The organism is Mycobacterium sp. 134 (assembly GCF_048282715.1).
GTDB lineage: Bacteria > Actinomycetota > Actinomycetes > Mycobacteriales > Mycobacteriaceae > Mycobacterium > Mycobacterium septicum.
Genome location: NZ_JBLVUN010000008.1, coordinates 6,012,727 through 6,036,665 on the forward strand (window position 1 = coordinate 6,012,727; position 23,939 = coordinate 6,036,665).

The following is a 23,939-nucleotide window of genomic DNA, read 5'->3' on the forward strand; positions in this document are numbered from 1 at the left end:
TCAGCATTCGACGACGTTGACGGAGACATTGACTGCCAGCCCACCCATGGATGTCTCCTTGTACTTGGCGCTCATGTCCATCCCGGTGGCCCGCATAGTCTCGATGACCTGGTCCAGGCTCACCCGGTGAGTGCCGTCACCGCGCAGCGCCATGCGGGCGGCGTTGATCGCCTTGCCCGCCGAGATGGCGTTGCGTTCGATGCACGGGATCTGCACCAGGCCACCGATCGGATCGCACGTGAGTCCGAGGCTGTGTTCCATGGCGATCTCTGCGGCATTCTCCACTTGTTGCGGTGTGCCACCAAGGATTTCGGCCAGGCCACCGGCAGCCATCGACGCCGCGGAGCCGACCTCACCCTGACAACCGACCTCGGCACCCGAGATCGAGGCCCGCTCCTTGTACAGCGATCCGATGGCTCCGGCGGTCAGCAGGAAGCGGACGGTGGTGTCGTCCGGGTCGGCGATTCCTGCCGGGGTGTAGCGCAAGGCGTAGTGCAGCACCGCCGGGATGATCCCGGCCGCACCGTTGGTCGGCGCGGTCACGATCCGGCCGCCCGACGCGTTCTCCTCGTTGACCGCGAGTGCCACCAGGTTCACCCAGTCCTCGGCGAAGGCCGGATCACGCTGCGGGTCTTCGGCATCGAGCCGAACGAACCAGTCCTGGGCCCGGCGGCGGACCTGCAGGTTGCCCGGCAGATAGCCGTCGCGGGCCATCCCGTTGGCCTGGCAGGCGACCATGACGTCGCGGATGTGCAGGAGACGTTCCCGCACCTCCGCTTCGCGCCGGTTCACGCATTCCTGCCGCATCATCGCCTGGCTCACCGACAGCCCGTCCCGCTCGGTCTGGGCGAGCAGCTCGGCCGCCGAACGGAAGGAGTCGTCGGCCGCTGCGCCCGCAGCCTCGCAACGGGGCGGCGGGTTTTCGGTGACGACGAAGCCGCCCCCGACCGAGAAGTACGTCTCGCGGTAGAGCACGTCACCACCGGCCGACAATGCCGCCAGTGTCATGGCGTTCGGGTGCTGGGCGAGCTGGCGGCCCGGCAGCAGATGCATGTCGGATTCGTTCAGCGCGATGACGATCCGGCCGGCCAGCAGGATCTTCCCGTCCGCCCGAATGGTGGCCAACCGACGTTCCATCTCGTCGGTCTCGATGGTCTCGGGCCGGTAGCCCTCGAGACCCAGAAGGATGGCCGGCATGGTGCCGTGCCCGGCGCCGGTCGCTGCCAGCGAGCCGAACAGATCCACCGTGACCTCGGCGACGTGATCGACCATGTCACGACCGACGAGTTCGTCGACGAACATGCCGGCCGCCCGCATCGGGCCGACGGTGTGTGAGCTCGACGGTCCGATCCCCACCGAGAACAGGTCGAACACGCTGACCGCCATGGTTACAGCCCCGGGTAGAGCGGGAACTGTTCGGCCAGCGTACGCACCTGCGCCGCAAGGTCTTCGGTGCCGGCCCCGGGTTCGGCGATGAGCGCTGCGGCAATCACGTCGGCGACGCGGGCGAACTCCTCGTCACCGAATCCGCGGGCGGCCAGCGCCGGGGTTCCGATGCGCAACCCGGACGTGACCATCGGCGGCCGGGGATCGAACGGCACCGCGTTGCGGTTCACCGTGATACCGACCGCGTCGAGCCGGTCCTCGGCCTGCTGACCGTCGATGGCGGCGTTCCGCAGGTCCACCAGCACCAGGTGCACGTCGGTGCCGCCGGTGAGGACGGTGATGCCCGCGTCCTTGACATCGGGCCGGCTCAGCCGCTCGGCCAGGATCCGGGCACCACGCAGGACCCGCTGTTGACGCTCGGCGAATTCCGGCTCGGCGGCCATCTTGAATCCGACTGCCTTGGCGGCGATGACGTGCTCCAGCGGTCCGCCCTGTTGTCCGGGGAACACCGCGGAGTTGATCTTCTTGGCGATGTCGGCCTCGTTGGTGAGGATGACGCCGCCGCGGGGCCCGCCCAGGGTCTTGTGGGTCGTGGACGTCACGACGTGGGCGTGCGGCACCGGCGACGGATGCAGACCCGCGGCGACCAGGCCCGCGAAGTGAGCCATGTCGACCATCAGGTAGGCACCGACCTCATCGGCGATTTCGCGGAACCGGGCGAAGTCCAGCTGCCGGGGGTACGCCGACCATCCGCCGATGATCAGCTGCGGCCGATGTTCCCGCGCCGCTTCGGCAACGGCATCCATGTCGACGAGGAAGTCCTCCTTGGACACCCCGTAGGCGGCGACGTTGTACAGCTTTCCGGAGAAGTTCAGTCGCATGCCGTGGGTCAGGTGTCCACCGCAGTCCAGGGACAGGCCGAGGATGGTGTCGCCCGGTTTGATCAGCGCGTGCATGACCGCGGCGTTGGCCTGCGCACCCGAATGGGGTTGCACATTGGCGAATTCCGCGCCGAACAACGACTTCACCCGGTCGATGGCCAGCCGTTCGATCACGTCGATGTGCTCGCAGCCGCCGTAGTAGCGCCGGCCCGGATACCCTTCGGCGTACTTGTTGGTCAGTACCGAACCCTGCGCCTGCATGACCGCGAGCGGAGCGTGGTTCTCCGAGGCGATCATCTCCAGGCCCAGCCGCTGGCGGTGCAGTTCGTCGCCGATCGCCGAGTAGATCTCGGGGTCGAAGTCGGCGAGGCGTTCGTCGAGGACGCTCATGTCTAGGCCTCGCTCTTCTCTGCGTATTCGGCTGCGGTCAAGAGATTTCCCGCCTCGGTCGCCTGCACCTCGAACAGCCAGCCGGATCCGTAGGGGTCGGACGTGACGAGGGCGGGATCGTCGACGGCTTCGGTGTTGACCGCCGTGACGGTGCCGCTCACGGGCGGGTAGAGCTCGGACACAGTCTTGGTCGACTCCACCTCGCCGCAGGTCTCGCCCGCGGTGATGGTGGACCCGACCTCGGGCAGATCGAGGTACACCAGGTCACCGAGCGCGGCGGCGGCGACCGAGGTGATCCCGACCTTGACGGGGGTGTCCGGTAGTTCGGCGCCGGGTGCGATGAGCACCCACTCGTGCTCTTCGGTGTAGCTACGGTCGTCGGGGATTGTCTGAGTGGTCATGTCGGGTCCTTTCAGCTGCGGCGGTAGAACGGCGCCGGGGTGATTTCGAACTGTTCTTTCTTGCCGCGGATGTCGACCTGCACCACGGTTCCGGGTTCGGCCAGACTCGTGTCGAGGTAGGCCAGCGCGATCGGGTAGCCAAGGGTCGGCGACAACGCGCCCGACGTCACCATTCCCACCGCGGCCCCGTCGGTGTTCTCGACGGTGTAACCGGCCCGGGCCGCGCGGCGGGTCGCTCCCTTCAGCCCGACCAGGACCCGGGAGACCGGCAGCTCGGAAAGTCCTTGCAGCGCATCGCGTCCGATGAACTCCTTACCCAGGCGGACGACCTTGCCGAGGCCGGCCGCATACGGGTTGAGTTCGCGGGTGAGTTCGTGCCCGTAGAGCGCCATTCCGGCCTCGAGTCGCAAGGTGTCGCGGCAGGCCAGGCCCGCGGGCAACCCACCGACCTCGGTGGTGGCCGTCAGCAGGGCCCGCCACAACGCCACCGCCTGCGAGTTGGGCACGTAGAGCTCGAAGCCGTCCTCGCCGGTGTAGCCGGTGCGCGCCAACAGCACATCGATACCGGCGACCTGTGCCGCGGTCACCGCGTAGTACTTGAGATGCGCGACCAGTTCCAGCTGCTCGTCGGGCACCAGTGAGCTGACGATGCCTTCCGCCGCGGGCCCCTGAACGGCGATCAGCGCGGTGCTGGTCGACTGGTCGTCGACGTCGGCATCGAATTGCGCTGCCCGGCTCGACAGTTCGCGTGCCACCGTGGGGGCGTTCGCGGCGTTGGCGACCACCAGGAAGCGGTCGTCGGCGAGCCGGTAGACGACCAGATCGTCGATCACGCCGCCATCGGCGTCGCACATGAGCGAGTATTTGGCCCGGCCGGTGCCGATCTTGGACGCCTCGCCGACCAGGGCGAAGTCCAGCGCCTCGCCGGCTTGAGGTCCGGTGATGGCGATTTCGCCCATGTGGGACAGGTCGAACAGCCCGGCCGTCTCACGGACCGCCTTGTGCTCGGCCAGTTCACTGCCGTACTTCAACGGCATCGCCCAGCCGGCGAAGTCGGTGAACGCGGCACCCAGTCCCCGATGTTCATCGAGCAGCGGTGAGGCCGGGGTGTGGTTGTCGGTCATGCAAAAACCTCCTGGAGGATCTCGGCGGTGTCGGTTTGGAATGCCTCTGGCGCAGGGCACGAGCAGGCGAGGTTGCGGTCGCCGTGCACGCCGTCGATGCGGCGGACCGGCGGCCAGTACTTGTTGAGCCGCAGGGAAGCAACGGGATACGCCGCGTACTGCCTGCTGTACGGCAGGACCCACTCGGCGTCGGTGACCTGCTCGGCGGTGTGCGGAGCCTGCCGCAGCGGGCTGTTCTCGAGCGCCCACTCTCCCGAGCCGACCCGGCTGATCTCGTCGTGGATGCTGATCATGGCTTCGATGAACCGGTCCAGTTCGGCCAGGTCCTCGGATTCGGTGGGCTCCACCATGAGCGTTCCGCTGACGGGGAAGGACAGGGTCGGGGCGTGGAAACCGTAGTCGATCAACCGCTTTGCCACATCTTCCGCGGTCACTCCGGTGCGCTTGGTGATCTCGCGCAGATCGAGGATGCACTCGTGTGCGACCAACCCGGTTTCCCCGGTGTAGAGCACCGGGTAGTGCTCGGCCAGCGATGTCGCCAGGTAATTGGCCCCCAGCACCGCGGTCTTGGTTGCCGCGGTCAAGCCGTCGGGGCCCATCAGTGCCAGGTATGCCCAGGTGATCGGCAGAATGCCGGCCGAACCGTAGTTGGCGGCCGATACCGGCGCCGGTCCGTCCCGCAGCGGGTCACCGGGCAGGAACGGGGCCAGGTGCGCGCGGACCGCGACGGGTCCGACGCCCGGGCCACCGCCGCCGTGCGGGATGCAGAACGTCTTGTGCAGGTTGAGATGTGACACATCGCCGCCGAACTCGCCAGGTTTGGCAAGTCCCACAAGAGCGTTCAGGTTGGCGCCGTCGACGTAGACCTGTCCGCCGGCGCGGTGGACGAGATCGCACACGGTGCGGACGTCGGTTTCGTACACCCCGTGAGTGGACGGGTAGGTGAGCATGATCGCCGCGACCTGCCCGTCGTGGGCGGCGAGCTTGGCCTCCAGATCGTCGTGATCGATGTTGCCGTTGGCCGCCGTCTGCACGACGACCACGCGCATCCCGGCCAGGACGGCCGAGGCCGCATTGGTGCCGTGTGCCGACTGCGGGATGAGGCAGACGTCGCGGTGGTCCTCGCCGCGGGACCGGTGGTAGGCGTTGATGGCCAGCAGGCCCGCGAGCTCCCCCTGGGATCCGGCGTTGGGCTGCAACGAAACCCGGTCGTAGCCGGTGATCTCGGCCAGCCAGGTTTCCAGATTGCCGATCAGCTCGAGGTACCCCGCGGTCTGTTCTGCAGGCGCGTACGGGTGGATACCGGCGAACCCGGGCCAGCTGATCGGTTCCATCTCCGCCGCGGCGTTGAGCTTCATGGTGCAGGACCCGAGCGGGATCATGGTGCGGTCCAGCGCCAGATCCCGGTCCGAGAGTTCCCGCAGGAAACGCAACATCGCGGTTTCGGATCGATGCGTGTGAAACACGGGGTGCTGCAGGTACTCCGACGTGCGAAGCAGACCGGCAGGCAGCGCGAACGGACGATCGGTGGCCACCGGCGAAGCACCGAACACCTCGAGCACGCGCCCGACCACGTCCTCGGTGGTGCACTCGTCGCAGGTGATGCCGACGCGGTCGGCGTCGACCAGACGAAGGTTGATACCGGCCCGGTCCGCGGCCGCCACGATCTCGTGGGCGGTGCCAGGGACCCGCACCTGCACGGTGTCGAAGAACGAGTCGTGCGCGATCTCGCGCCCCGCGGCACGCAGACCGTCGGCCAGGGTGACGGCATGACCATGGACGCGGGTTGCGATGGCGCGCAACCCTTCCGGCCCGTGGTAGGCGGCGTACATGGCTGCGACGTTGGCCAGCAATGCCTGCGCGGTGCAGATGTTGCTGGTCGCCTTGTCGCGGCGGATGTGCTGCTCGCGGGTCTGCAGTGCGAGCCGGTAGGCGGGCTTGCCTGCCACATCGACAGATACCCCGACCAGGCGGCCGGGCAGCATGCGCTCCAGACCGGACCGCACCGCCATGTAGCCGGCGTGGGGACCGCCGAAGAACAACGGCACACCGAACCGCTGCGCCGAGCCCACCGCGATGTCGGCGCCCTGCTCGCCGGGGGCCGTGATCAGGGTCAGCGCCAGCAGGTCGGCGGCGACCGTGGTGAGCATGCCGCGCTCGTGTGCCGCGGCGACGAGCGGGGCGAGGTCACGCACCACTCCGCTGGCGCCCGGGGACTGGAAGACGACGCCGAAGGCGTCGCCGTCGGGCAGTGCCCCGGTCAGATCGGCGACCACCACCTCGACTCCGACGGCTTCGGCCCGCCCACGCACCACCGCGAGGGTCTGCGGCAGGCAATCGGCGTCCAGCACCACACGGTTGGACGACACCGTCTTGTTGGCCCGCCGCATCAACAGCACCGCCTCCATCACCGCGGTGGCCTCATCCAGCAGCGACGCACCGGCGACCGGCAGCGCCGTCAGGTCCTCGATCAGCGTCTGGAACGTCAGCAGCGCCTCGAGCCTGCCCTGCGAGATCTCCGGCTGGTACGGCGTATATGCGGTGTACCAGGCCGGCGACTCGAGCATGTTGCGGCGCAGGACCGCGGGGGTGATGGTGTCGTGGTAGCCGAGGCCGATCATCTGAATCCGCGGCTGATTGCGGTCGGCCAGCTCGCGCAGTGCCGCGAGGACCTGCTGTTCGGATCGCGCGGCGGGCAGCCGCAAGCCGTCGGTGCAGCGGATCTGCCGGGGCACCGCGCTGTCGATCAACTCATCGGTGCTGGCGAATCCGAGAACATCGAGCATGCGCCGCTCGCCCACTCGGTCAGGGCCGATGTGTCGGTCGCGAAAAGAGTTGTCGTCGTGGACAATTGCGGTGCACTCAGGCATGAGGTGACTCCGGTTTCGGGCACCGCGGTTACACGATGCGTCGTGAAGTGACACCTCCCCGCTCTGTCCTGAAACCTGAGAGTTTTAGCGCGTTGCGCCTTTCCCCTTCGGTAAGCCCGATCCTGCGATCGCGCTGTTCTCCAGAGTTGTCTCGACACTGCGGTATTGGGCCTGAGAGATTCCCGGGGAGGAGTTGCTCCTACGGCGCCTCCGGAATCGGAGGTTCTCCCACAATGCGTCATCGACGTATTGAGTTATGTGACGGATGCTACTCGATCAGGGCGCCGTGGCCGCAACCTCACCGTTGACGGGCAGATTCGACTGCCGTCCGGCGACCATGAGCGACACGATGTCGAACACCACCGTGGCCGCCGCCACGCTGGTGATTTCGGCATGGTCGTAGGCGGGGGCCACCTCGACGACGTCGGCGCCGACGATGTTGAGGCCGGACATCTTGCGCAGCATCTTCAGCAGCTCGCGCGAGGTCAGACCACCGGATTCGGGTGTGCCGGTGCCCGGGGCGAACGCCGGGTCGAGCACGTCGATGTCGATGGACAGGTACACCGGGAGGTCGTCGACCCGGCGGCGCACCACGTCGACGGCCGCGTCGGTGCCGATCACGTCGAGGTCGCCCGCCCGGATGATCTTGAATCCCATGCGGGCGTCGTCGTCGAGATCGATCTGGTCGTAGATCGGGCCGCGGATGCCGACGTGGATCGAGTGATCCTCGATCAGCAACCCCTCCTCGAACGCCCGGCGGAAGATCGTGCCGTGCGTGACCGGCGCGTTGAAGTAGGTGTCCCAGGTGTCCAGGTGCGCGTCGAAGTGGACCAGCGCGACGGGACCGTGCTTGGCGTGCAGGGCCCGCAGGTTCGGCAGCGCGATGGTGTGGTCACCGCCGATGGACACGATGCGACGGTCGCCGCCGGTGAGGATGTCGGAGGCGTGATCCTGGATCTGCCGGCAGGCCTCGTCGATGTTGTACGGCGTGACGGCGACGTCTCCGGCATCGACCACCTGCACGTGCTCCAGCGGCGCGACGCCGAGTTCGACGTGATAGCCGGGACGGAGGGTGCGCGCGGCCTGCCGGACCGCCATCGGACCGAATCGGGCACCGGGCCGGTAGGAGGTGCCGCCGTCGAAGGGCACGCCGAGGATCGCGATGTCGTAGTCGGACACCTCGTGGATGTCGGCGATCCGGGCGAAGGTGCCCTTCCCGGCGTAGCGCGGGACCTGGGTGGCGGGCAGTGCGCCGATGATGCCGTCATGCGTGCTCATCTGTGGTTTCCAGCCTTTCGACTCGCCGGGTGTTGACAGTCAGCATCACTCCCGGTGCACGCCCGCAGCGAGCAGACAATGCCCAAACACTGGCGAGTGCCTTTGAGCAATCGCACAAGCGCCTATCGTCAGAGCCGCACGTCAGCCACTGATCGACGGAGGTCCGCGATGCGTCTGTCCACCCGTAACCAGCTCACCGGCACGGTCACCGAGGTCACGATCGGCGCGGTCATGGCGACCGTGAAGGTCAAGCTCGACGGCGGTGACCAGATCGTCACGGCCTCCATCACGAAGGAAGCCGTCGAGGAACTGGGTCTGGCGCCGGGCACCGCGGCGACGGTGCTGGTCAAGTCGACCGAGGTGATGCTCGGCGTCGACTGACGTCGGATACGCCCGCCTCAGTCCGCCTGCAGCAGGTCCACCAGCGCAACGGCCAGGTCGTGCAGGCCTGCGTCGAGCGAGTAGCTCTCCTCGGTGGTCCAGCTGATGACGCCGCCGACCAACGCGCCGACGATGATGTCGGCCAGGGTGCGCGGATCGTGTTTACGCGTGACCTCCCCCCGCGCGACACCGTCCTCGATCAGTTCGACGAACGTCTGGTGCAGTCCGTAGCCCCGCGGCAGCCGCAATCCGGTGGTGGCGAACAACGCCCCGATCAGTTCGCGGTAGGTGTCGCCGGACCGGGTCAGCGTGCCGGCGATGTCGTCGAAAAGCCCGATGAGTCGCGCCGGCACCGGCTCGCCCGACCGGTCGCGCAACACCTCCTGAAGGTTGAGCAACCGCTGCTCGGCCAGCGCGGCCAGCATGTCCTGCCGGGTGGCGAAGTGGTTGAAGAAGGTCCGGTTCGCAACGTCGGCCCGCTCGCAGATGTCCTCGATCTTGGTGGCGTCGACGCCCTGCGACAGGAACAGATCGAATGCGGCCTGCAGTATGCGCTCGCGCACTTCCTGCTTGCGCCGCTGCGTTCGATCCATGGCCACCGACCTTACCGATGGCCCGGCAAAGCCGGTCAGCTGCACAGTGATTCCGACAGGCCCCACAGCTGTGCCGCCCGGTCCGGATCGACCGCATACGGGACGAGTTCGGGCCGGATCCGGCAGTCTGCCAGGTACACCGAACCGACCCCGGTCAACTCCGGGCTCACCGCGGCCCACACCTGCGTCGCCGCCCCCTGGTCGGGGAGCACGAAGTCGTGACGGACGTCGATACGTTCGGTCTCCGCGCTCGGTCTCGCGGGCGTGATGTCGTTGAGCGCCGCAAAATCGTCGCGGGTCATGTGCCGGGCCAGCGAGGTGGCGACGACGCCCGGGTGCACGCAACAGGCGCGTACCCCCCGGCCGCCGAGCTGCCGGTCGAGTTCGACCATGTGCAGGATGTTCGCGGTTTTCGACGCCCCGTAGGCGAGGAACTTGTCGTAGCTTCGCCGCTCCCAGTTGGGATCGTCGAGGTCGACGTCGGCCATCGTGTGACCGTCAGAGGACAGGATCACCACCCGGGCCCCGTTCGCGGCGGACAGCTGCGGCGTGAGCAGGCGGGTCAGTTCGAAATGGCCGAGATGGTTTGTCCCGAACTGCATTTCGAATCCATCGGCAGTGCGGCCGAAAGGGGTGAACATGACGCCGGCGTTGTTCATCAGGACATCGATGACCGGGGCGATCCTGCTGATCGACTCGGCACCGGCCCGGACACCGGCCAGCGAGGCCAGGTCCAGCCGGGCCGTGGAGACCCGCGCCCCCGGCGCCTCGGAGCGGATCCGGTCGGCGGACTCGGTCAACGCGTCGGGGCTGCGTGCGGCCAGCACCACATGGGCACCGGCCACGGCCAGGGCCCGCGCCGACTCCCGACCGAGTCCTGAAGTGGCACCGGTGATCACACACGTCTTGCCGCCCAGGTCGATCCCGTCGACCATGTCGAGTGCGGTCGGTACAGACATCTATGCCTCCGTCGTTGCCGCGGCAAGGCGCCACAGCGGGGTCACCGCATCAGGGTCGCACGATTCCTCGACGATCCATTTGCACATCCGCCGGATCGGTTCGATACCGTCCTGCGGCGCAGCGATGGGCACGCTGCAGGCATACCCCAGGCTGGTGAGCCGCTGCGCACCGAACAGTCCGAGGGTGTCGCGTAGTCGCCGCTTCAGTGACTCCGGGTAGATGCCGATCGTCTGGGTGTAGGAGTTGACGGCTTCGGTGACCTTGTCGATGCTGTCGACCGGCACCACGTTGGCCACCCGCCCGGACAGCATCGACGAGTAGTCCACCTGGGAGTCGAACTGCGACACGATGATCGCGCCCTCGCGGTTGCGGCCACCGACCACCCGGTAGAAGTCCTCGGTCAACCGCGACGACTCCACATACTCGAGCAGGTCGCGGTTCGGATACCGCGGTGCGGTGCTGACGAACTCGGGGAGCGCGGTCAGTTCTTGGTAGATCATCTCGCCGAAGCGGTTCGCCGTGTCGACCCCGGCCTCATCGGTTCCGCTCAAGACGTAGATCACCCGGGCATTGGCACAGCCCTCCTGATTGGCGACGCCGATGTCGACCGCCGCGGCCCGGGCCACCTCACGCATCGTCTTCTCGTCGGCGAACGCCTCACCCCCGATGATGGTCGCGCTGCGTTTGGGGTCGAGCGAGATAAGTTCCAGCCCGGGCTGGATGTAGCGGGTGACGTGCTTGACCGACGCCAAACCGCCCCACGCGACGATCTTTTCGATGTGCTCGGGCCGGTACAGGGCCTCCTCGACCTCGACGTCGCCGCCTTTCCAATAGCCGACGGAAAGATGTCTGGTGATGGGATGGCCGGGGGCCACCTCGGCCAGCGTCCGCGCGATGGCAACCGCGGTGAGCGGATCATTCGACGGCGCCTTGATGATCGCATCGGAGCGGGTGATCACCGACCGCAGGACCGTCACCGCCGAAACCAGTCCCCCATTGCCGGCCGGGATGTGCACCGTCCGGGCGCCGAAGGCCCGGACCCGAACCTCGCGGCCGTCGGCCAGCCGGCGTGGCACCCACCCGTTGAGATGATCCAGGCCGACCTGACTGTCGGCCACCTCCAACACGTTCTGCCGGGAGAACAACGGTTGCAGAACGCGGTAGCTGTTCTCCAGCATCCGGGCCGGCAGGACATTGGCCACCAATGCCGCCTCATACGCCTGCTGCAGATGGGGATTGGTGTCGAAGGCCAAGGCGTCGCCGAGCGCCTGCAAAACGTCGAGGATCTCGTCGAAACTCAGCTCGTACAGGTCGGCCATCTGCGCCGGGCTGGACAACGGCAGCCGATCGACGATGCGGTACATGTCCGGCGCCTCGAATTCCGCCGCACCGCTGCGCGTTCCGAACGACACCAGATCATCGGTGACGAGCTCACCGCGCAGGACCAGGGGAACCGTATAGGCACTCATGATTCGAACGCCTTCATGAAGTTGACCGCCTCGTTGTGGACCTCATGGGTGGCCGCACACGTGATCCGGTCATCGTCGACGCCCTGTTTCTCGCTGTAGCGGATGATGTCGTGCTCGAAGGCGACGCTGGTCTGGTCGCACGGGCATTTCAGGTCCCAGTCGATCGTCACCTCGTCGCCGGAGATCGCGCCGCCCCAATGCGCTTTGAGGAGAAGGTCGTACACCGCAGCCCGGCCGGTCTGCCGCCCGGTGCGAGGCAGCGGCTCGCTGGTCTCCGGGTCGAGAACGAAGGGAATCACCCACGGCTGCACGTGATAGCGCCCCTCGCTGCACCCCCAGTGAAATGCGCTCTGCTCGGAAAAGCCGTAGCCCTCCTGGATGCGCTCGACCCCGAGGAACCGCCGGATCACGTCCATGTAGTCGTCCGGAAGCACGAAGCCTTTCATGCCGCCGCCGGTGAGGATCGCCGAGTCTGCGGCGAAGACGCCGGAGATGCCGCGATCCAGGCCGGCTTTGGCCACGTCGTACATCAGGTTGTAGGTGCCGATCATGAAAATCCGCCTACCGGACAGCTTCTCGGTGATCGTGGTGAAGAACTTGTCCAGGTCCTCGGGCTGGCGCGCCTGCATCGCGATGAACTCGTCCTTACGGGCGGACAGCGCGGGGTCGATCACCAGCCGGTCCAGTTCACCGCGCGACGCCGCCGCACGCATCTTCGAGGCGAGGAACATCAGGTCGGTGTCGACCGCCTCCGGATAGAGGGCATGGAACTTGGTCTCGTCGCCGCCGGTGAAACCTCCCTTGATCATGTCGGCGATACGTAGGTGGCCCAGCTTGCCGCTGGCGAAGTTCGGCCAGATCACCTCGACCTTCGGATTGAGTTCCGCGGCAGTCGGTTCGGTGCCGAAGGTCTGGAACAGGCAGATCTTCCACAGGATCATGCCCTCGCGAGCACCCTGCTTGTCCTTGGGGATGATCGACAGCGTGCCGGTGGTTCCGCTGGAGGTGATCACCTCCAGCGGCGTCTGCCGATCGAGGCGCTCGATCCAGTCGTCGATCCCAGTGCAGCCCTGGGTGTCGACCTCCGACAGGTCATAACTGGTCAGCTTGCCCAGCCACTGCGTCAGCAGGTCGAAGCGCTTGTTGTCGACCAGCACCGCGGGATACGACTTGTACGCGGTGTGCGGTAACAGCAGCGGGACGACGTCGTCGAACTGGTGCAGCTCGTCGACGCCGAGCCGGTCGGCGAGCTTGCGCACGATCTCGATGCTGCCGCGGTGCTGGCCGAACCTGATTGCCATCGCCTGCCGCTGCAGTTCTTCGAGTTCCGCGCGCGGCACGCTGTGCATCCGCGTCAGTGACTCGCCGAAGTATCCGATCGGGTCATCCATGAACTGTTCCACCGTGCGCCGATCCGGGGGCGCCGACTGCTGTGTCGTCATGAGATGACGGTACGCATCAAATGCAGTTTCATGCAATAGTGCAGTCAAATGCAATTAGCGAGCCCGTGGAATACCTCCGCGAGCGACACCGTTGCATCGACCATCGACGTAACTAAACTGGACGTACAGTTCAGATAGACAGAGAACAGGTGGTCAGAGACATGAGCGTTTGGTTCATCACCGGAGCTTCCCGCGGATTCGGATTGCAGATCGCCCGCGACGCGCTGGCCCGCGGTCATCAGGTGGTCGCCACCGCACGCGACGCCGCCGCCGTCACCGCCGCACTGGGCGAGGACGACAACGTGCTCGCCGTAGCCCTGGACGTCACCAACGAGGAGCAGGCGCGACAGGCCGCACAGGCCGCGGTCGATCGCTTCGGCCACATCGACGTGCTGATCAACAATGCCGGGCGCGGCCTACTCGGCGCCGTCGAAGAAGCCACCGACGCCGAGGTGCGGGCCGTCTACGAGACGAACGTCTTCGGACTGCTGACCGTCACCCGTGCCGTCACCCCGGTGCTACGGGCCCAGCGATCGGGCACCATCGTCAACATCTCCTCGGTCGGCGGATTCGTCGGCTCGCCCGGGTGGGGCGTCTACGCATCGACCAAGTTCGCCGTCGAGGCGCTCTCCGAGGCACTGCACGCCGAACTGCGGCCGCTGGGCGTTCACGTCATGGTGGTCGAGCCCGGTTACTTCCGCACCGACTTCCTCGACTCGTCGAGCCTGCAGACCCAGCGCAATGTCATCGACGACTATGCCGACGGCCCCGCCGGCCAGATGCGCGTCGCCGCAGGGGAACGTAACCACGACCAGCCCGGCGACCCGGTGAAGGCCGCCAAGGCCATCATCGACGTCGTCGAAGCGCCACGGCCGCCGCTGCGCCTCCTGCTGGGCAACGACACCATCGCGGCGGTCGAGGGCAAGATCGCCCACGTCCAGGAAGAGCTCGCACAGTGGCGAAGCGTCTCGGAATCAACGGATTTCGACGATGTCACTGCGAGCTGAGTTCGTCCGCCCCGCCGGCGCGCGCAGCGACCGCATCCACCAGGCGATCCTGGTCGCAACAGCCGAACTGCTCGACGAGGGCGGATTCCCGTCGGCAACCATGGACGCGATCGCGGCCCGGTCCGGCGCCAGCAAGGCCACGCTGTACAAGCACTGGCCGTCGCGTACCGCCGTCGCGGCCGAGGCATTCGGCACCATGATGGCCGAAGCACTGCCACTGCCCGATACCGGCAGCACCACGGGCGATCTCACCGAGCAGGTGGTACGTGTCTCGGCGTTCTACTCCAGTGCCCGCGGTCAGGTGTTCGCCCAGTTGCTCGCGGCCTGCGTCGAGGACAGGACCGGTGCAGCGTATTTCCGTGAGTACTTCCTCAACGGCCGCCGCGCCGCGATCACCGAGCTTTGGCAGCGCGGAGTGGACCGCGGCGACGCCGACGCCGGTATCGCGATCGACGATGTCATCGACATCCTGTTCGGCCCACTCATCTTCCGGCGCATGACCGGCCATTGCGCGCTCACCGAGGAACACGCGCGCCGGCTGGCCGCGACCGCGCTGCGGGGACTGCTTCCCGATCCCGCCTAGCTCACGCGCAACCGCAGGTCTCCCCCACCCGCAGCGCGGCCGCCAGGGCGTCTCCGGCAACCGGGGCATCCCCGAGCAACAGGCCGAGCGCCTGGCGTGCCAAGGCATCGACGGGTTGTTGCACCGCGGTGAGCCGCACCTGCCCGTAATCGACGGCGCCGCCGTCGAAACCGACCACCCCGATGTCGGCGGGCACCCGCAGCCCCGCATCGCTGATCGCCCGGATCGTGGCGGCCGACTGACCATAGGTGCCCACCACGAACGCGTGCGGGACATGTTCGGCGCGACGCAGAAACTCTCCGACCGCGGTGTAGGCGCCGGACGGGGTGAGATCGGTCCGGATGAGTGGGAGGTCGTGCCCGACGACGGAGGCGACGCCCTCGAACCGCTGTTGCACGGTTTCGCGGTCACCGTGATGGACGTCGTCCTCGGTGAAACCGCCGACGAACGCGATGTCGCGACAGCCATGTACATCGAGCAGGTGCCGGGCGACGAGTGCGCCGGCATCCACGTGATCCACAGCGACGATGTCGGCTTCCACCTCACCGCGGATGTTGTGCATCCACACCACCGGAATACGTTCCTGCCGACACAGATTCGCGGTTCCGGGGGCGTTCGCCGCACCGACCACCAGCAGCCCGTCGACCCCGACTTCGGCGAAGGCGGACGCGAACTCCAGTTCCCGCTCGGGGTCGTAGCCGGTGTTACCGATCAGTGTCAGGTGGTCGCGTGCCCGGGCTTCGATCTCGATCCGCCCCACGAACTCACCGAACAGCGGCAGTGTGAGGTCGGGGACCAACAGTCCGATCTGCCGCCATCGCCGCGACCGGCGCAGCGCCCTGGCCCGCACGTCGGGCCGGTAGTTCAACTCGTCGATCGCCCTGATCACCTTGGCCCGCAACAATTCTGACACCGGGCGCGGGCCGTTGTTGAGCACATAACTCACCACCGCCGTCGAAGTGCCGGCGCGGCTGGCCACATCTGCCAGTGTCGGACGTTTACCACTCACAACGGCTGGACCCTCCGCTCGTAGATGACGGCTCGAAAGAGTTTGAATCACCTCGATTGTGACGGTTCCGTCCACGCTTCGCCTGCTTACGCTAATCGATTAGAACCGTAACGAGGAGGACCCGTGGTTGTAACCGGACATTGGTGGAGTAACTGACATGGCATTTGTACGTCCCAGCGGAGTCAGCTACCTCGATCCCGACCTTGTCCACGACAGTTACATCCTGTTCACCGGCGCCGACGGAACCACCCGGGTGATCGACCTCAACGGCACCGTGGTGCACGAGTGGCCGTATGCCGGTGTTCCACCGCGCATTGTGGATCCTGCGCTCAACGACGGACGCCTCGGCGACGTCGGGGTGCAACTGTCCGACAGCGACGACGCCCGCGGCGGCATCTACGCCAACGGCACCGTCGGCCAACTCGACTGGGACGGTGAGATCGTCTGGGAATGGGGCACGCAGGCGCCTGACGGTGCGGCCCGGCAGAACCACGACTGGGAACTGCTGCCCAACGGCAACCGCCTGATCCTGGTCACTGTCCCCCGCGTGGTACCCGGTCTCGGTGCGCACACCGTGGGCGATCAGGGACTTTACGAAGTCACAGCCGAAGGCGAGATCGTCTGGCAGTGGCTGGCCGGCGATCACCTCGACGAGTTCGGATTCTCCGAGGCCGGATGGGATGCCCTGCGCCAGACCGTCGCTCGCGACCCCGACGATCCCTGGGGATATCTGGAGATGAACAGCGCCAAAACCCTTGGGCCCAACCGGTGGTACGGGGATGATCCGGACTCCGCCTTCCACCCCGACAACATCCTGATCAGCTTCCGCAAGGCCAACATCGTCGCCCTGATCGACAAGCCGTCCGGAGCCATCTCCTGGAAGCTGGGTCCCTACTACGACGCCGAGATCGGCGCGCAGCATCAGCGGATCAACGTGCACAAGGTGCCGCGCCCGGTCGATCAGACCTCCGGTCAGCACAACCCGCACATGATCGCCGCCGGCCTTCCCGGTGCGGGCAACGTCCTGGTGTTCGACAACCAGGGCGGAGCCGGATACCCGGCCGCACCGCTGGGCATCTACGCCGGGTCGCGGATCCTCGAAATCGACCCCGCCTCCATGGAAATCGTGTGGCAGTACACCGCTGAAGACTCGGGCCTGCCGTCCTGGACCTTCTTCAGTTCGTTCGTCAGCAATGCCCAGCGACTTCCCAACGGCAACACCTTGATCACCGAGGGGATGCAGGGGCGGTTGTTCCAGGTCACCCCTGACGGTGATGTGGTGTGGGAGTATCACAGCCCGTACCAGGGTTACGGCGTCGCCGGCGAGCCCGAGGTCAAGCAGACCAGGGTGCCCGGGATCGACCGGCTCACCCGGACCGCGCTGGTGTACCGGTCGCAGGCCGTGCCGTTCGACTGGGTGCCCGCGGGTACCTTGCGCGAACCGCTGCGCGCAGTCGGGACTGAATCGGGAAGCCGTCCATGACAGCCGGTTTGGCGGTCCGGATGCCGGCCGCGAGCGCGGGCCGATACCCGGGCCCGGGCTGCGGTCGGCGTTCGCGCGGTTGGGTGTCCTGGGTTGGACGGTCGCCGGCTTGGGGATCGCCGCGGCGTTGTGGTCGCTGATCGTGGCGACCGGGCGGTTCCCGCGGCAGCTGTTCCCGAGCGTGCCCGAGATCCTCGCAGCCGGGCACACCCTGTGGACCGAAGGCCTGCTGGCCGACGACATCGCCGCCAGTTTGCGCAGGGCGGCAGTCGGTTTCGCGATCGGCGCCGCCGCCGGGATCGTCGTCGCGGTGTTCACCGCCACCACCAAGGCGGGGCGCAACCTGCTGCAACCGGCGCTCCGGGTGTTCTCGCCGATCCCGACGATCGGCCTCGTCCCGTTGGCGATCCTGTGGTTCGGGCTCGGCGAGAACAGCAAGCTCCTGGTCATCGCGCTCGGCGTCTTCGTCCCGGTATGGATCAACAGCCATTCCGGGTTGGCGAGCACACCGGTCGACTATCTGAAGGCCGCCCGTTGTCTGGGGGCCGGCCGCTGGCAGACGTTGTCCAAGGTGGTGCTGCCCGAGGCCGCCCCCGATATCGCATCGGGCCTGAGGGTCGGAGCCGCGATGGCGTTCGTGCTCATCGTGGTGGCCGAGATGACCGGCACCACTGCGGGTATCGGCTACCGGATCTCGCAGGCACAGCTGTTCTCCCAGGCCGATCGGCTGATCTTCTGCCTGATCATCCTCGGCATCGTCGGCGCGCTGTGCGACCTGCTGGTCGCCTCGGTCACGTCCCCGTTCACCCGTTGGGCTCAAGAGGAGCGCTGATGGCCATCCAGACCCACGATCTCGTGGTGAAGTTCCCCGGCAAGCAGGAGCCGACACTCAAGGGCATTTCCCTGACCATTCCCGACGGATCGTTCTCCGTCCTCGTCGGCGCCTCCGGCAGCGGCAAATCGACACTCCTGCACTGTCTGGCCGGGCTCATCACCGCGACCGCAGGCTCGGTGACCGACAGTGGCGAGGCGGTCACCGCACCGCATCCCCGACGCGGGGTCGCCTTCCAGCGCGACGTGCTGTTCCCGTGGATGACGGTCGCCGACAACATCGACTTCGCCCTGGCCGCCCGGCGGCTGTCAAAACCCGGGCGCCGGGACAAGATCCACGAACTGCTGGACTTGGTGGGCCTACGTGAGGACGTGGCCTCCCAGCGACCCGGTGAGTTGTCCGGCGGTATGCGGCAACGGGTCAGCATTGCCCGCGTACTGGCCGGGGAGCCGACGGTGATGCTGATGGACGAACCGTTCGCGGCGCTCGACGCACTCACCCGGCTGCGCATGCAGGATCTGCTGATCGATCTGTGGACGCGGTTGAACCGCACGATCGTCTTCGTCACGCACGACATCGACGAGGCGATCCGGCTCGGCGACACCGTGAGCGTGCTGCGCGACGGGCAGATCGCCGATCAGATCACCAACCCGTTGAGCCGGCCCCGGCCCGCCGACGCGCTGGCAGATCAACCCGGCTACAGCGACATCCGCAAGACCCTCCACCACCAGCTCGGCATCGACCACGCCGTGCACTGATCCCCTACCCCCACAAAGGAACCCATACCGTGAAGACTCCTCTTCGGCGTATCGTCGCCGTAGCAGTTGCCGCTGCCGCACTGGCTGTGACAGGCACCGCCTGCACCGACTCGGGCACCTCGAACGCCGATCAGCTCACTGTCGGATTCGTCGTCGACCCGTCCTGGGCGCAGATCCCGGTCGCCGCCGACACCGGCCTGTTCGGCAAGCACAACGTGAACGTCAAGGTGGTGAACTTCCAGTCCGGAGTGGAGGCACTGCAGGCCGTGGCCGCCGGTCAAGTCGACATCACCACAGCCGCCGATGTTCCGACCTCGGCCGCGCTCACCCGTACGCCGACCCTGCGGGTGATCGCCGACGGTTCCCGCTGGGAAGGATCGCGCATCGTCGCCCGGCGCAGCGCGGGCATCAACACCGTCGCGGATCTGGCAGGCAAGTCGATCGGCACTCCACTGGGCACGAGTGCCGCGTACTACGTGTCGAACGCCTTGGCGCAGAACAACATCAAGGCTGAGCTGGTCCAGGTCGCCCCGTCGGCGATCGTCACCGCCGCCACCCAGCGCAATGTCGACGCCGTGTCGATCTTCCAGCCCTACCAGGCGCAGACCATCAAGACCCTCGGCGACGACGCCGTGGCCCTGACCGGCGGAACCTACAACCAGCACAGCTTGTTCGTCGCCACCGAATCGGCCGTCTCGACCAAGGGCAAGGCGATCACCGCGTTCCTCGCCGCACTCGGTGACGCCGGCACCGCCCTGTCCCAGCACGACAAGGCCGCCGTCGACGCCGTCGCCAAGGCCACCCAGCTGGACCCCGGGCTGTTGGGCACCGTGCTCGGCGAGTTCGACTTCACCCTGCAGCTGAAGCCGGACCTGGCGGACAAGCTGGCCGAGCTCGGGGCGTGGGCCAAGACGCAGAAGTCCATCGACCCGGGCACGCAGCTGCCCGATTACGCGAAGTTCCTCGACAACCAGTTCCTGCCGCAGTCGACACAATGGAAGCCATGACCAGAAATCGCCTACTCGCCGCTGCGGCCGCAGCGGCCGTGGTCACCGGCTGTGCGACGGCCACCCAACCCGGGCTGCATCCCGGGCAGTTGCTCACCGCACGGCCGCTGACCACCGCCGCCGCGCTGCCCAGCGGCGAGACGCGGTTGATCACCTACGTCTCCGACGATGCGCACGGCCAGCCCATCGTGGTGTCGGGCACCGTGGCCGTCCCCAAGTCGCCGCCGCCCGAGGGCGGCTGGCCGGTGATCTCCTGGGCCCACGGCACCACCGGCTATGCCGACACCTGCGCCCCCTCGGCCGATACGCCCGACGGTCTGGCCCACGACTACCTCGGACCGGTGACCACGATGCTCGACACCTGGGTGGCGCGCGGCTACGCCGTCGTCCAAACCGACTACCAGGGGCTGGGCACCCCCGGCGGGCATCCCTACGTCGACGGCACCAGCGAGGCGAACACTGTCACCGACATCGTGCGGGCGGCCCGCGAACTGAACCCCGGCATCGGCACGGACTGGGTGGCCATCGGCCACAGCCAGGGTGGGCAGGCAGCGCTGTTCACCGCGCAGGATGGTGGGCAGCGCGCACCCGAACTCGACCTGAAAGGCGCGGCGGCACTCGCGCCCGGCGGGGTGGGGATGAGCCAGGCAGTCGACTTTGTACGCTCCGGAAGTCCGGAAGCCGCTGGAACACAAGCTTTCCTGCCACTGCTGGTGCTCGGCGCCGCCGTGGTCGATCCGGCCATCGAGCCGGATGAGATCTTCACGCCGCAAGCGCAGCCCTTGTTGACCGCGGCCCGCACTGCGTGCATCGGTCAGATCCGCGCCGTTGCACCGGTGCCGTCGGCACAGGTCTTCGCCGCGGATGCGAATGTAACCCCGCTGCACGACTACCTCGGCCGCCAAGATCCGACTCGCCTCAGCCCGGGGGTACCGGTCATGATCGCGCAGGGCACCGCCGATACCGCGGTAACCCAACCTGGTGTCGACGCGCTGGCAAAAGCCATGTGCGACAAGGACGTCGCAGTCGACTACCGGGTGTATGCCGGCCAGGACCACCGTGGCGTCATCGGCGCCTCACTACCGGACGTACAGGACTTTGTGAACACCCTGATGGCCGGAAAAACGGTCAATACCTGTCCACGCTGACACCTGCCTACAGTGCCCGAGCCCGCTGGTCACGCAACCGCAGCAGTGCCGTCCCGAACGCACCGACCACCACCAGATCAGAGGCCACCCCGCTGCTGACCGTCGCCAGCAGCCACCCGGCGACACCGGTGGCCAGGACGAACGGCGGCAGCCACTCGAACACCTGCGACCATGACGGCACCGGATGGTGCGCGTGCGCCGCATCCCTGGCGCGGGCGTACTCGGGATAGAACTCGGTGACGGCCACGGCGAAGAACAGCGCCGCCAGCTGAAGAATCCAGCCGGTCCAGAAGTTGTCGGTGCTGCCGTAGACCACATCGCCGAGGAAGCCGACCGACGCCGAGAAGCCGAATGCCGCCGCCCACACCGCGGACACCACCATGTTGGTGCGCTTGAACAGCGGCGTATCCCAATGGTCCGGCGGAGTGATGTCGCGAGCGTAGGCCGTCGTGTACGGCCGGCCGATCACCACACTGACCAGGGCGAACAGTGCGAGCGTGGCGTTGGTGATCTCTCCCGACCACATTTCCAGCCAGGCTTTCTGGCCGCTGGAGGCCACCAACCCCACGACAGCCAGCACCACGAAGAAGGCGACTCCGAGCCCCTCGAACACGTGCACCGGAATATGGCGGCGCCGGTCCAGGGCCAGCACCAGCAGTGAGAAACCGAGTGCGCCCCACACCGCGATCTCGTACCGGCCGGGACCGGCCAGGATCGCCATCAGCGCCCACGGCACGATTCCGGACAACGGAGAGTCCAGAAACGCATCGAGGGCTTTGCCGAGCACGCGACGACGGTAGGTGACGCAACTGGGAAAATCCCAAGACGGCAAAACCCGTCCGTCGGATTTCCCCAGGCGGACGATGTACTCATGGCCTCCGACCTGGAAACCCGAGTCGACGAGATCGCCCCGGACACCTATCGACTGTCCACCTGGATACCCGGGATCACCGAGCACGGCTTCACCTTCAATCAGTTCCTGCTGACCGGGGAGGAGCCGTTCCTCTTCCACACCGGTCAGCGGTTCCTGTTCCCGCAGGTCTCGGCGGCCGTCGAACGGGTCCTGCCGCTGCGCCGGCTGCGCTGGATCTCGTTCGGACACCTGGAAGCCGACGAGTGTGGCGCCGTCAACCAGTTCCTCGCGGCCGCACCCCACGCCGAGGTGATCCATGGCCGGCTGGCCGTCATGTTGTCGCTGACCGACATGTGTGACCGTGCGCCGGTCACCGCGCCGGCGGAGGCCGCGCACGACATCGGTGGGCACCGCCTGCGGTTCATCGCCACACCACATGTGCCACACAACTGGGAAGCCGGGCTGTGGTTCGACGAGGCCACCTCGACGCTGCTCGCCGGTGACCTGTTCACCCACATCGGGCAATGCCCGGCCATCACCGAGTCCGATTGTGTGGCACCGGCATTGGAGGCCGAGGCAATGTTCCACGCCACTGGCCCGACCACGAATCTGACACCCACACTGACCCGGCTCGCCGAGCTGAACCCCACCACTTTGGCGATCATGCACGGCGCTTCGTTCCAAGGCGACGGGGCCGGGCAGCTGCGCGCGCTGGCCGACGGTTACGCAGGGCTTTTCGGCGCGTCATAACCCGCCCCGATCGCGCGCGATGCGTAGCCTTGGCGCGGTGAAGGCGTGGCAACCGCTGAGCGCCCTGCTGGCTGTGGGTGTGCTGTTGTCAGGCTGCCAATCGAGCATCGAGGGCACCCCGAGCACCAGCCCGCAGTCACCGACCGAGCCCAGTTTCCCGACGGCACGGCCCACTCGATCCAGCCCGGCGCCCTCGCCGAGCACCACCGCAGCGGCTCCACCCAGCACCTCCCATGCGCCGTCCGGGGCCACCCCGCTGCAGCCGGAGAACGGGTACGTCTTCATCGAGACCAAATCCGGCAGGACCCGCTGCCAGCTGTCCAAACAGGACGTCGGATGCGAGTCGGACTTCACGAATGCACCGGTGATCGACGGGGAACACGCAACCGGGGTCAGGCTCACCCCGGACGGCCAGATCAAGTGGATCGTGGGCAACCTCGGCGACATTCCGGTGGTCACCCTCGACTATCGCAAGTACAGCGCGGTGGGCTGGACCATCGATGCGGGCGAGGACGGCACCCGCATCAGCAATGACGGCAGCGGACACGGAATGGTCATCGCTGTCGAAGGGGTGAAAACCTTCTAGAGCTTCTAGAGTCGGCGTATGACTATCGCTCGGCGCGAACGTGCCGCATTGGTCGAGTCCATGCGTGCCGCGGGCCCTGATGCGCCCACCCTCTGCGAGGGCTGGACCGCCCGCGACCTGGCCGCGCACCTGGTGGTGCGCGAGCGTCGCCTCGACGCCGCCCCCGGCATCCTGGTGCCCCAGCTCGCCGGCTACACCGAGCGCGTCCAGCAGAAGGTCACCGAAAGCACCGAATGGGGCGACCTGGTGGATCAGATCGCCGCGGGCCCGCCGCTGTATTCCCCGTTCAAACTGCTGGACCCGCTGGTCAACGTGGCCGAGATGTACATCCACAACGAGGATGTGCGCCGGGCTCAACCGAATTGGGAGCCAAGGGATCTCGATGACGCGACGGTCTCAGCGCTGTCCCGCGGGATCGCCGCGATGGCCCGGATGACGATGGGCAAGTCTCCGGCCCGGGTGGCCTTGACCACCCCGGCGGGCAAGACGCTGGCCACCGTGGGCGCCGGTCCGGAGGTGACGGTGACGGGAGAGCCGGGTGAGCTGTTGTTGTTCGCCGCCGGCCGAGAGCCGGCCCGCGTGACGTTCTCCGGTGACGACGCGGCCGTCGCCGCGCTGCGCGCCGCCCGTCGCGGGTTGTAAAACACCAGGTAGTCCCCGGCTTTACTCATTCTTGATCGTGCGTTGAATCGTCACCCCGACGATGGGCGCGTGGGTACGCTTTCATCGGTGGAACTGGGGGTTTTGG

Annotated in this window: 23 protein-coding genes and 1 riboswitch; of the genes, 11 read left to right on the forward strand and 12 right to left on the reverse strand. The window is 67.2% G+C overall.

Features of this window, described 5'->3' with window-relative positions:
• The 6 genes from ACNQVK_RS33740 to speB all read right to left on the reverse strand — a co-directional run bounded on the left by ACNQVK_RS33740 (position 1) and on the right by speB (position 8,330).
• A complete protein-coding gene (locus ACNQVK_RS33740) occupies positions 1-1,386 on the reverse strand; it encodes an L-serine ammonia-lyase (RefSeq protein WP_418033098.1) in 1,386 nt (461 codons plus the stop codon).
• Between the two features lie 2 nt (positions 1,387-1,388).
• Entirely contained in the window at positions 1,389-2,657 is a 1,269-nt protein-coding gene (gene glyA / locus ACNQVK_RS33745) for a serine hydroxymethyltransferase (protein ID WP_418033099.1), read from the reverse strand.
• 2 nt (positions 2,658-2,659) lie between these two features.
• Entirely contained in the window at positions 2,660-3,058 is a 399-nt protein-coding gene (gene gcvH, locus ACNQVK_RS33750; RefSeq protein ID WP_418033101.1) for a glycine cleavage system protein GcvH, read from the reverse strand.
• Between the two features lie 11 nt (positions 3,059-3,069).
• Positions 3,070-4,182 carry a glycine cleavage system aminomethyltransferase GcvT gene (gcvT, locus tag ACNQVK_RS33755; RefSeq protein ID WP_418033102.1) on the reverse strand — a complete coding sequence of 371 codons (1,113 nt, stop codon included), beginning with the start codon at positions 4,180-4,182 and terminating at the stop codon, positions 3,070-3,072.
• Complete coding sequence (gcvP, locus tag ACNQVK_RS33760; RefSeq protein WP_418033103.1) at positions 4,179-7,052, reverse strand: aminomethyl-transferring glycine dehydrogenase; 2,874 nt, start codon at positions 7,050-7,052, stop codon at positions 4,179-4,181. The genes gcvT and gcvP overlap by 4 nt, the downstream gene beginning before the upstream one ends.
• Before the next feature lie 150 nt (positions 7,053-7,202).
• Positions 7,203-7,293: riboswitch (glycine riboswitch) on the reverse strand.
• A gap of 35 nt (positions 7,294-7,328) precedes the next feature.
• The gene (speB, locus tag ACNQVK_RS33765) at positions 7,329-8,330 is read right to left on the reverse strand and encodes an agmatinase (protein WP_418033105.1); all 1,002 of its coding nucleotides are present in this window, start codon (positions 8,328-8,330) and stop codon (positions 7,329-7,331) included.
• Between the two features lie 168 nt (positions 8,331-8,498).
• Between speB and ACNQVK_RS33770 the strand changes: the two genes are divergently transcribed.
• Positions 8,499-8,711, forward strand: coding sequence for a TOBE domain-containing protein (locus ACNQVK_RS33770; protein WP_044515336.1), 213 nt, complete (start codon positions 8,499-8,501; stop codon positions 8,709-8,711).
• 17 nt (positions 8,712-8,728) lie between these two features.
• Here ACNQVK_RS33770 and ACNQVK_RS33775 read toward each other — a convergent pair whose 3' ends face one another.
• Genes ACNQVK_RS33775 through ACNQVK_RS33790 form a run of 4 tightly spaced genes read right to left on the reverse strand, consistent with a single transcriptional unit; the run spans position 8,729 to position 13,175 of the window.
• Positions 8,729-9,304, reverse strand: a complete 576-nt coding sequence (locus tag ACNQVK_RS33775) for a TetR/AcrR family transcriptional regulator (protein WP_418033107.1) — start codon at positions 9,302-9,304, stop codon at positions 8,729-8,731.
• A 35-nt stretch (positions 9,305-9,339) separates the two neighbouring features.
• Positions 9,340-10,263 (reverse strand): SDR family NAD(P)-dependent oxidoreductase, encoded by a 924-nt coding sequence (locus tag ACNQVK_RS33780; protein WP_418033109.1) that lies wholly within the window; start codon positions 10,261-10,263, stop codon positions 9,340-9,342.
• Complete coding sequence (locus ACNQVK_RS33785; RefSeq protein ID WP_418033111.1) at positions 10,264-11,733, reverse strand: acyl-CoA reductase; 1,470 nt, start codon at positions 11,731-11,733, stop codon at positions 10,264-10,266.
• Positions 11,730-13,175: a hypothetical protein gene (locus tag ACNQVK_RS33790; RefSeq protein WP_418033113.1), complete on the reverse strand. Its 1,446-nt coding sequence runs from the start codon at positions 13,173-13,175 to the stop codon at positions 11,730-11,732. Before ACNQVK_RS33790 ends, ACNQVK_RS33785 begins: the two co-directional genes overlap by 4 nt.
• Before the next feature lie 161 nt (positions 13,176-13,336).
• Here ACNQVK_RS33790 and ACNQVK_RS33795 point away from each other — a divergent pair, with 161 nt between their 5' ends.
• Together ACNQVK_RS33795 and ACNQVK_RS33800 are read left to right on the forward strand one after the other, a co-directional pair.
• Complete coding sequence (locus ACNQVK_RS33795) at positions 13,337-14,182, forward strand: oxidoreductase (protein ID WP_418033115.1); 846 nt, start codon at positions 13,337-13,339, stop codon at positions 14,180-14,182.
• Complete coding sequence (locus ACNQVK_RS33800) at positions 14,166-14,765, forward strand: TetR/AcrR family transcriptional regulator (protein ID WP_418033117.1); 600 nt, start codon at positions 14,166-14,168, stop codon at positions 14,763-14,765. The genes ACNQVK_RS33795 and ACNQVK_RS33800 overlap by 17 nt, the downstream gene beginning before the upstream one ends.
• Position 14,766: 1 nt before the next feature.
• Here the strand turns inward: ACNQVK_RS33800 and ACNQVK_RS33805 are convergent, their stop codons facing one another.
• A complete protein-coding gene (locus ACNQVK_RS33805; protein WP_418033119.1) occupies positions 14,767-15,744 on the reverse strand; it encodes a LacI family DNA-binding transcriptional regulator in 978 nt (325 codons plus the stop codon).
• Between the two features lie 187 nt (positions 15,745-15,931).
• On the opposite strand from ACNQVK_RS33805, the gene ACNQVK_RS33810 reads away from it, so the two are divergent.
• From ACNQVK_RS33810 to ACNQVK_RS33830, 5 genes are all read left to right on the forward strand, one after another.
• A complete protein-coding gene (locus ACNQVK_RS33810; RefSeq protein WP_418033120.1) occupies positions 15,932-17,257 on the forward strand; it encodes an aryl-sulfate sulfotransferase in 1,326 nt (441 codons plus the stop codon).
• 109 nt (positions 17,258-17,366) lie between these two features.
• Positions 17,367-18,089 (forward strand): ABC transporter permease, encoded by a 723-nt coding sequence (locus tag ACNQVK_RS33815; protein WP_418033122.1) that lies wholly within the window; start codon positions 17,367-17,369, stop codon positions 18,087-18,089.
• Positions 18,089-18,847 (forward strand): ABC transporter ATP-binding protein, encoded by a 759-nt coding sequence (locus ACNQVK_RS33820; protein ID WP_418033124.1) that lies wholly within the window; start codon positions 18,089-18,091, stop codon positions 18,845-18,847. Before ACNQVK_RS33815 ends, ACNQVK_RS33820 begins: the two co-directional genes overlap by 1 nt.
• A gap of 29 nt (positions 18,848-18,876) precedes the next feature.
• Positions 18,877-19,854, forward strand: coding sequence for an ABC transporter substrate-binding protein (locus ACNQVK_RS33825; protein WP_418033126.1), 978 nt, complete (start codon positions 18,877-18,879; stop codon positions 19,852-19,854).
• Entirely contained in the window at positions 19,851-21,002 is a 1,152-nt protein-coding gene (locus tag ACNQVK_RS33830; RefSeq protein ID WP_418033128.1) for a lipase family protein, read from the forward strand. The genes ACNQVK_RS33825 and ACNQVK_RS33830 overlap by 4 nt, the downstream gene beginning before the upstream one ends.
• A 7-nt stretch (positions 21,003-21,009) precedes the next feature.
• On the opposite strand, the gene ACNQVK_RS33835 is transcribed toward ACNQVK_RS33830, so the two are convergent.
• Entirely contained in the window at positions 21,010-21,789 is a 780-nt protein-coding gene (locus ACNQVK_RS33835; RefSeq protein ID WP_418033130.1) for a hypothetical protein, read from the reverse strand.
• Positions 21,790-21,885: 96 nt separating this feature from the next.
• On the opposite strand from ACNQVK_RS33835, the gene ACNQVK_RS33840 reads away from it, so the two are divergent.
• The 3 genes from ACNQVK_RS33840 to ACNQVK_RS33850 are packed head-to-tail and all read left to right on the forward strand — an operon-like array spanning position 21,886 to position 23,833.
• A complete protein-coding gene (locus ACNQVK_RS33840; RefSeq protein ID WP_418034487.1) occupies positions 21,886-22,605 on the forward strand; it encodes an MBL fold metallo-hydrolase in 720 nt (239 codons plus the stop codon).
• 19 nt (positions 22,606-22,624) lie between these two features.
• Complete coding sequence (locus ACNQVK_RS33845) at positions 22,625-23,191, forward strand: hypothetical protein (RefSeq protein WP_410341819.1); 567 nt, start codon at positions 22,625-22,627, stop codon at positions 23,189-23,191.
• Between the two features lie 18 nt (positions 23,192-23,209).
• Positions 23,210-23,833, forward strand: coding sequence for a TIGR03085 family metal-binding protein (locus tag ACNQVK_RS33850; RefSeq protein ID WP_418033132.1), 624 nt, complete (start codon positions 23,210-23,212; stop codon positions 23,831-23,833).
• The last annotated feature ends 106 nt before the right edge of the window (positions 23,834-23,939 follow it).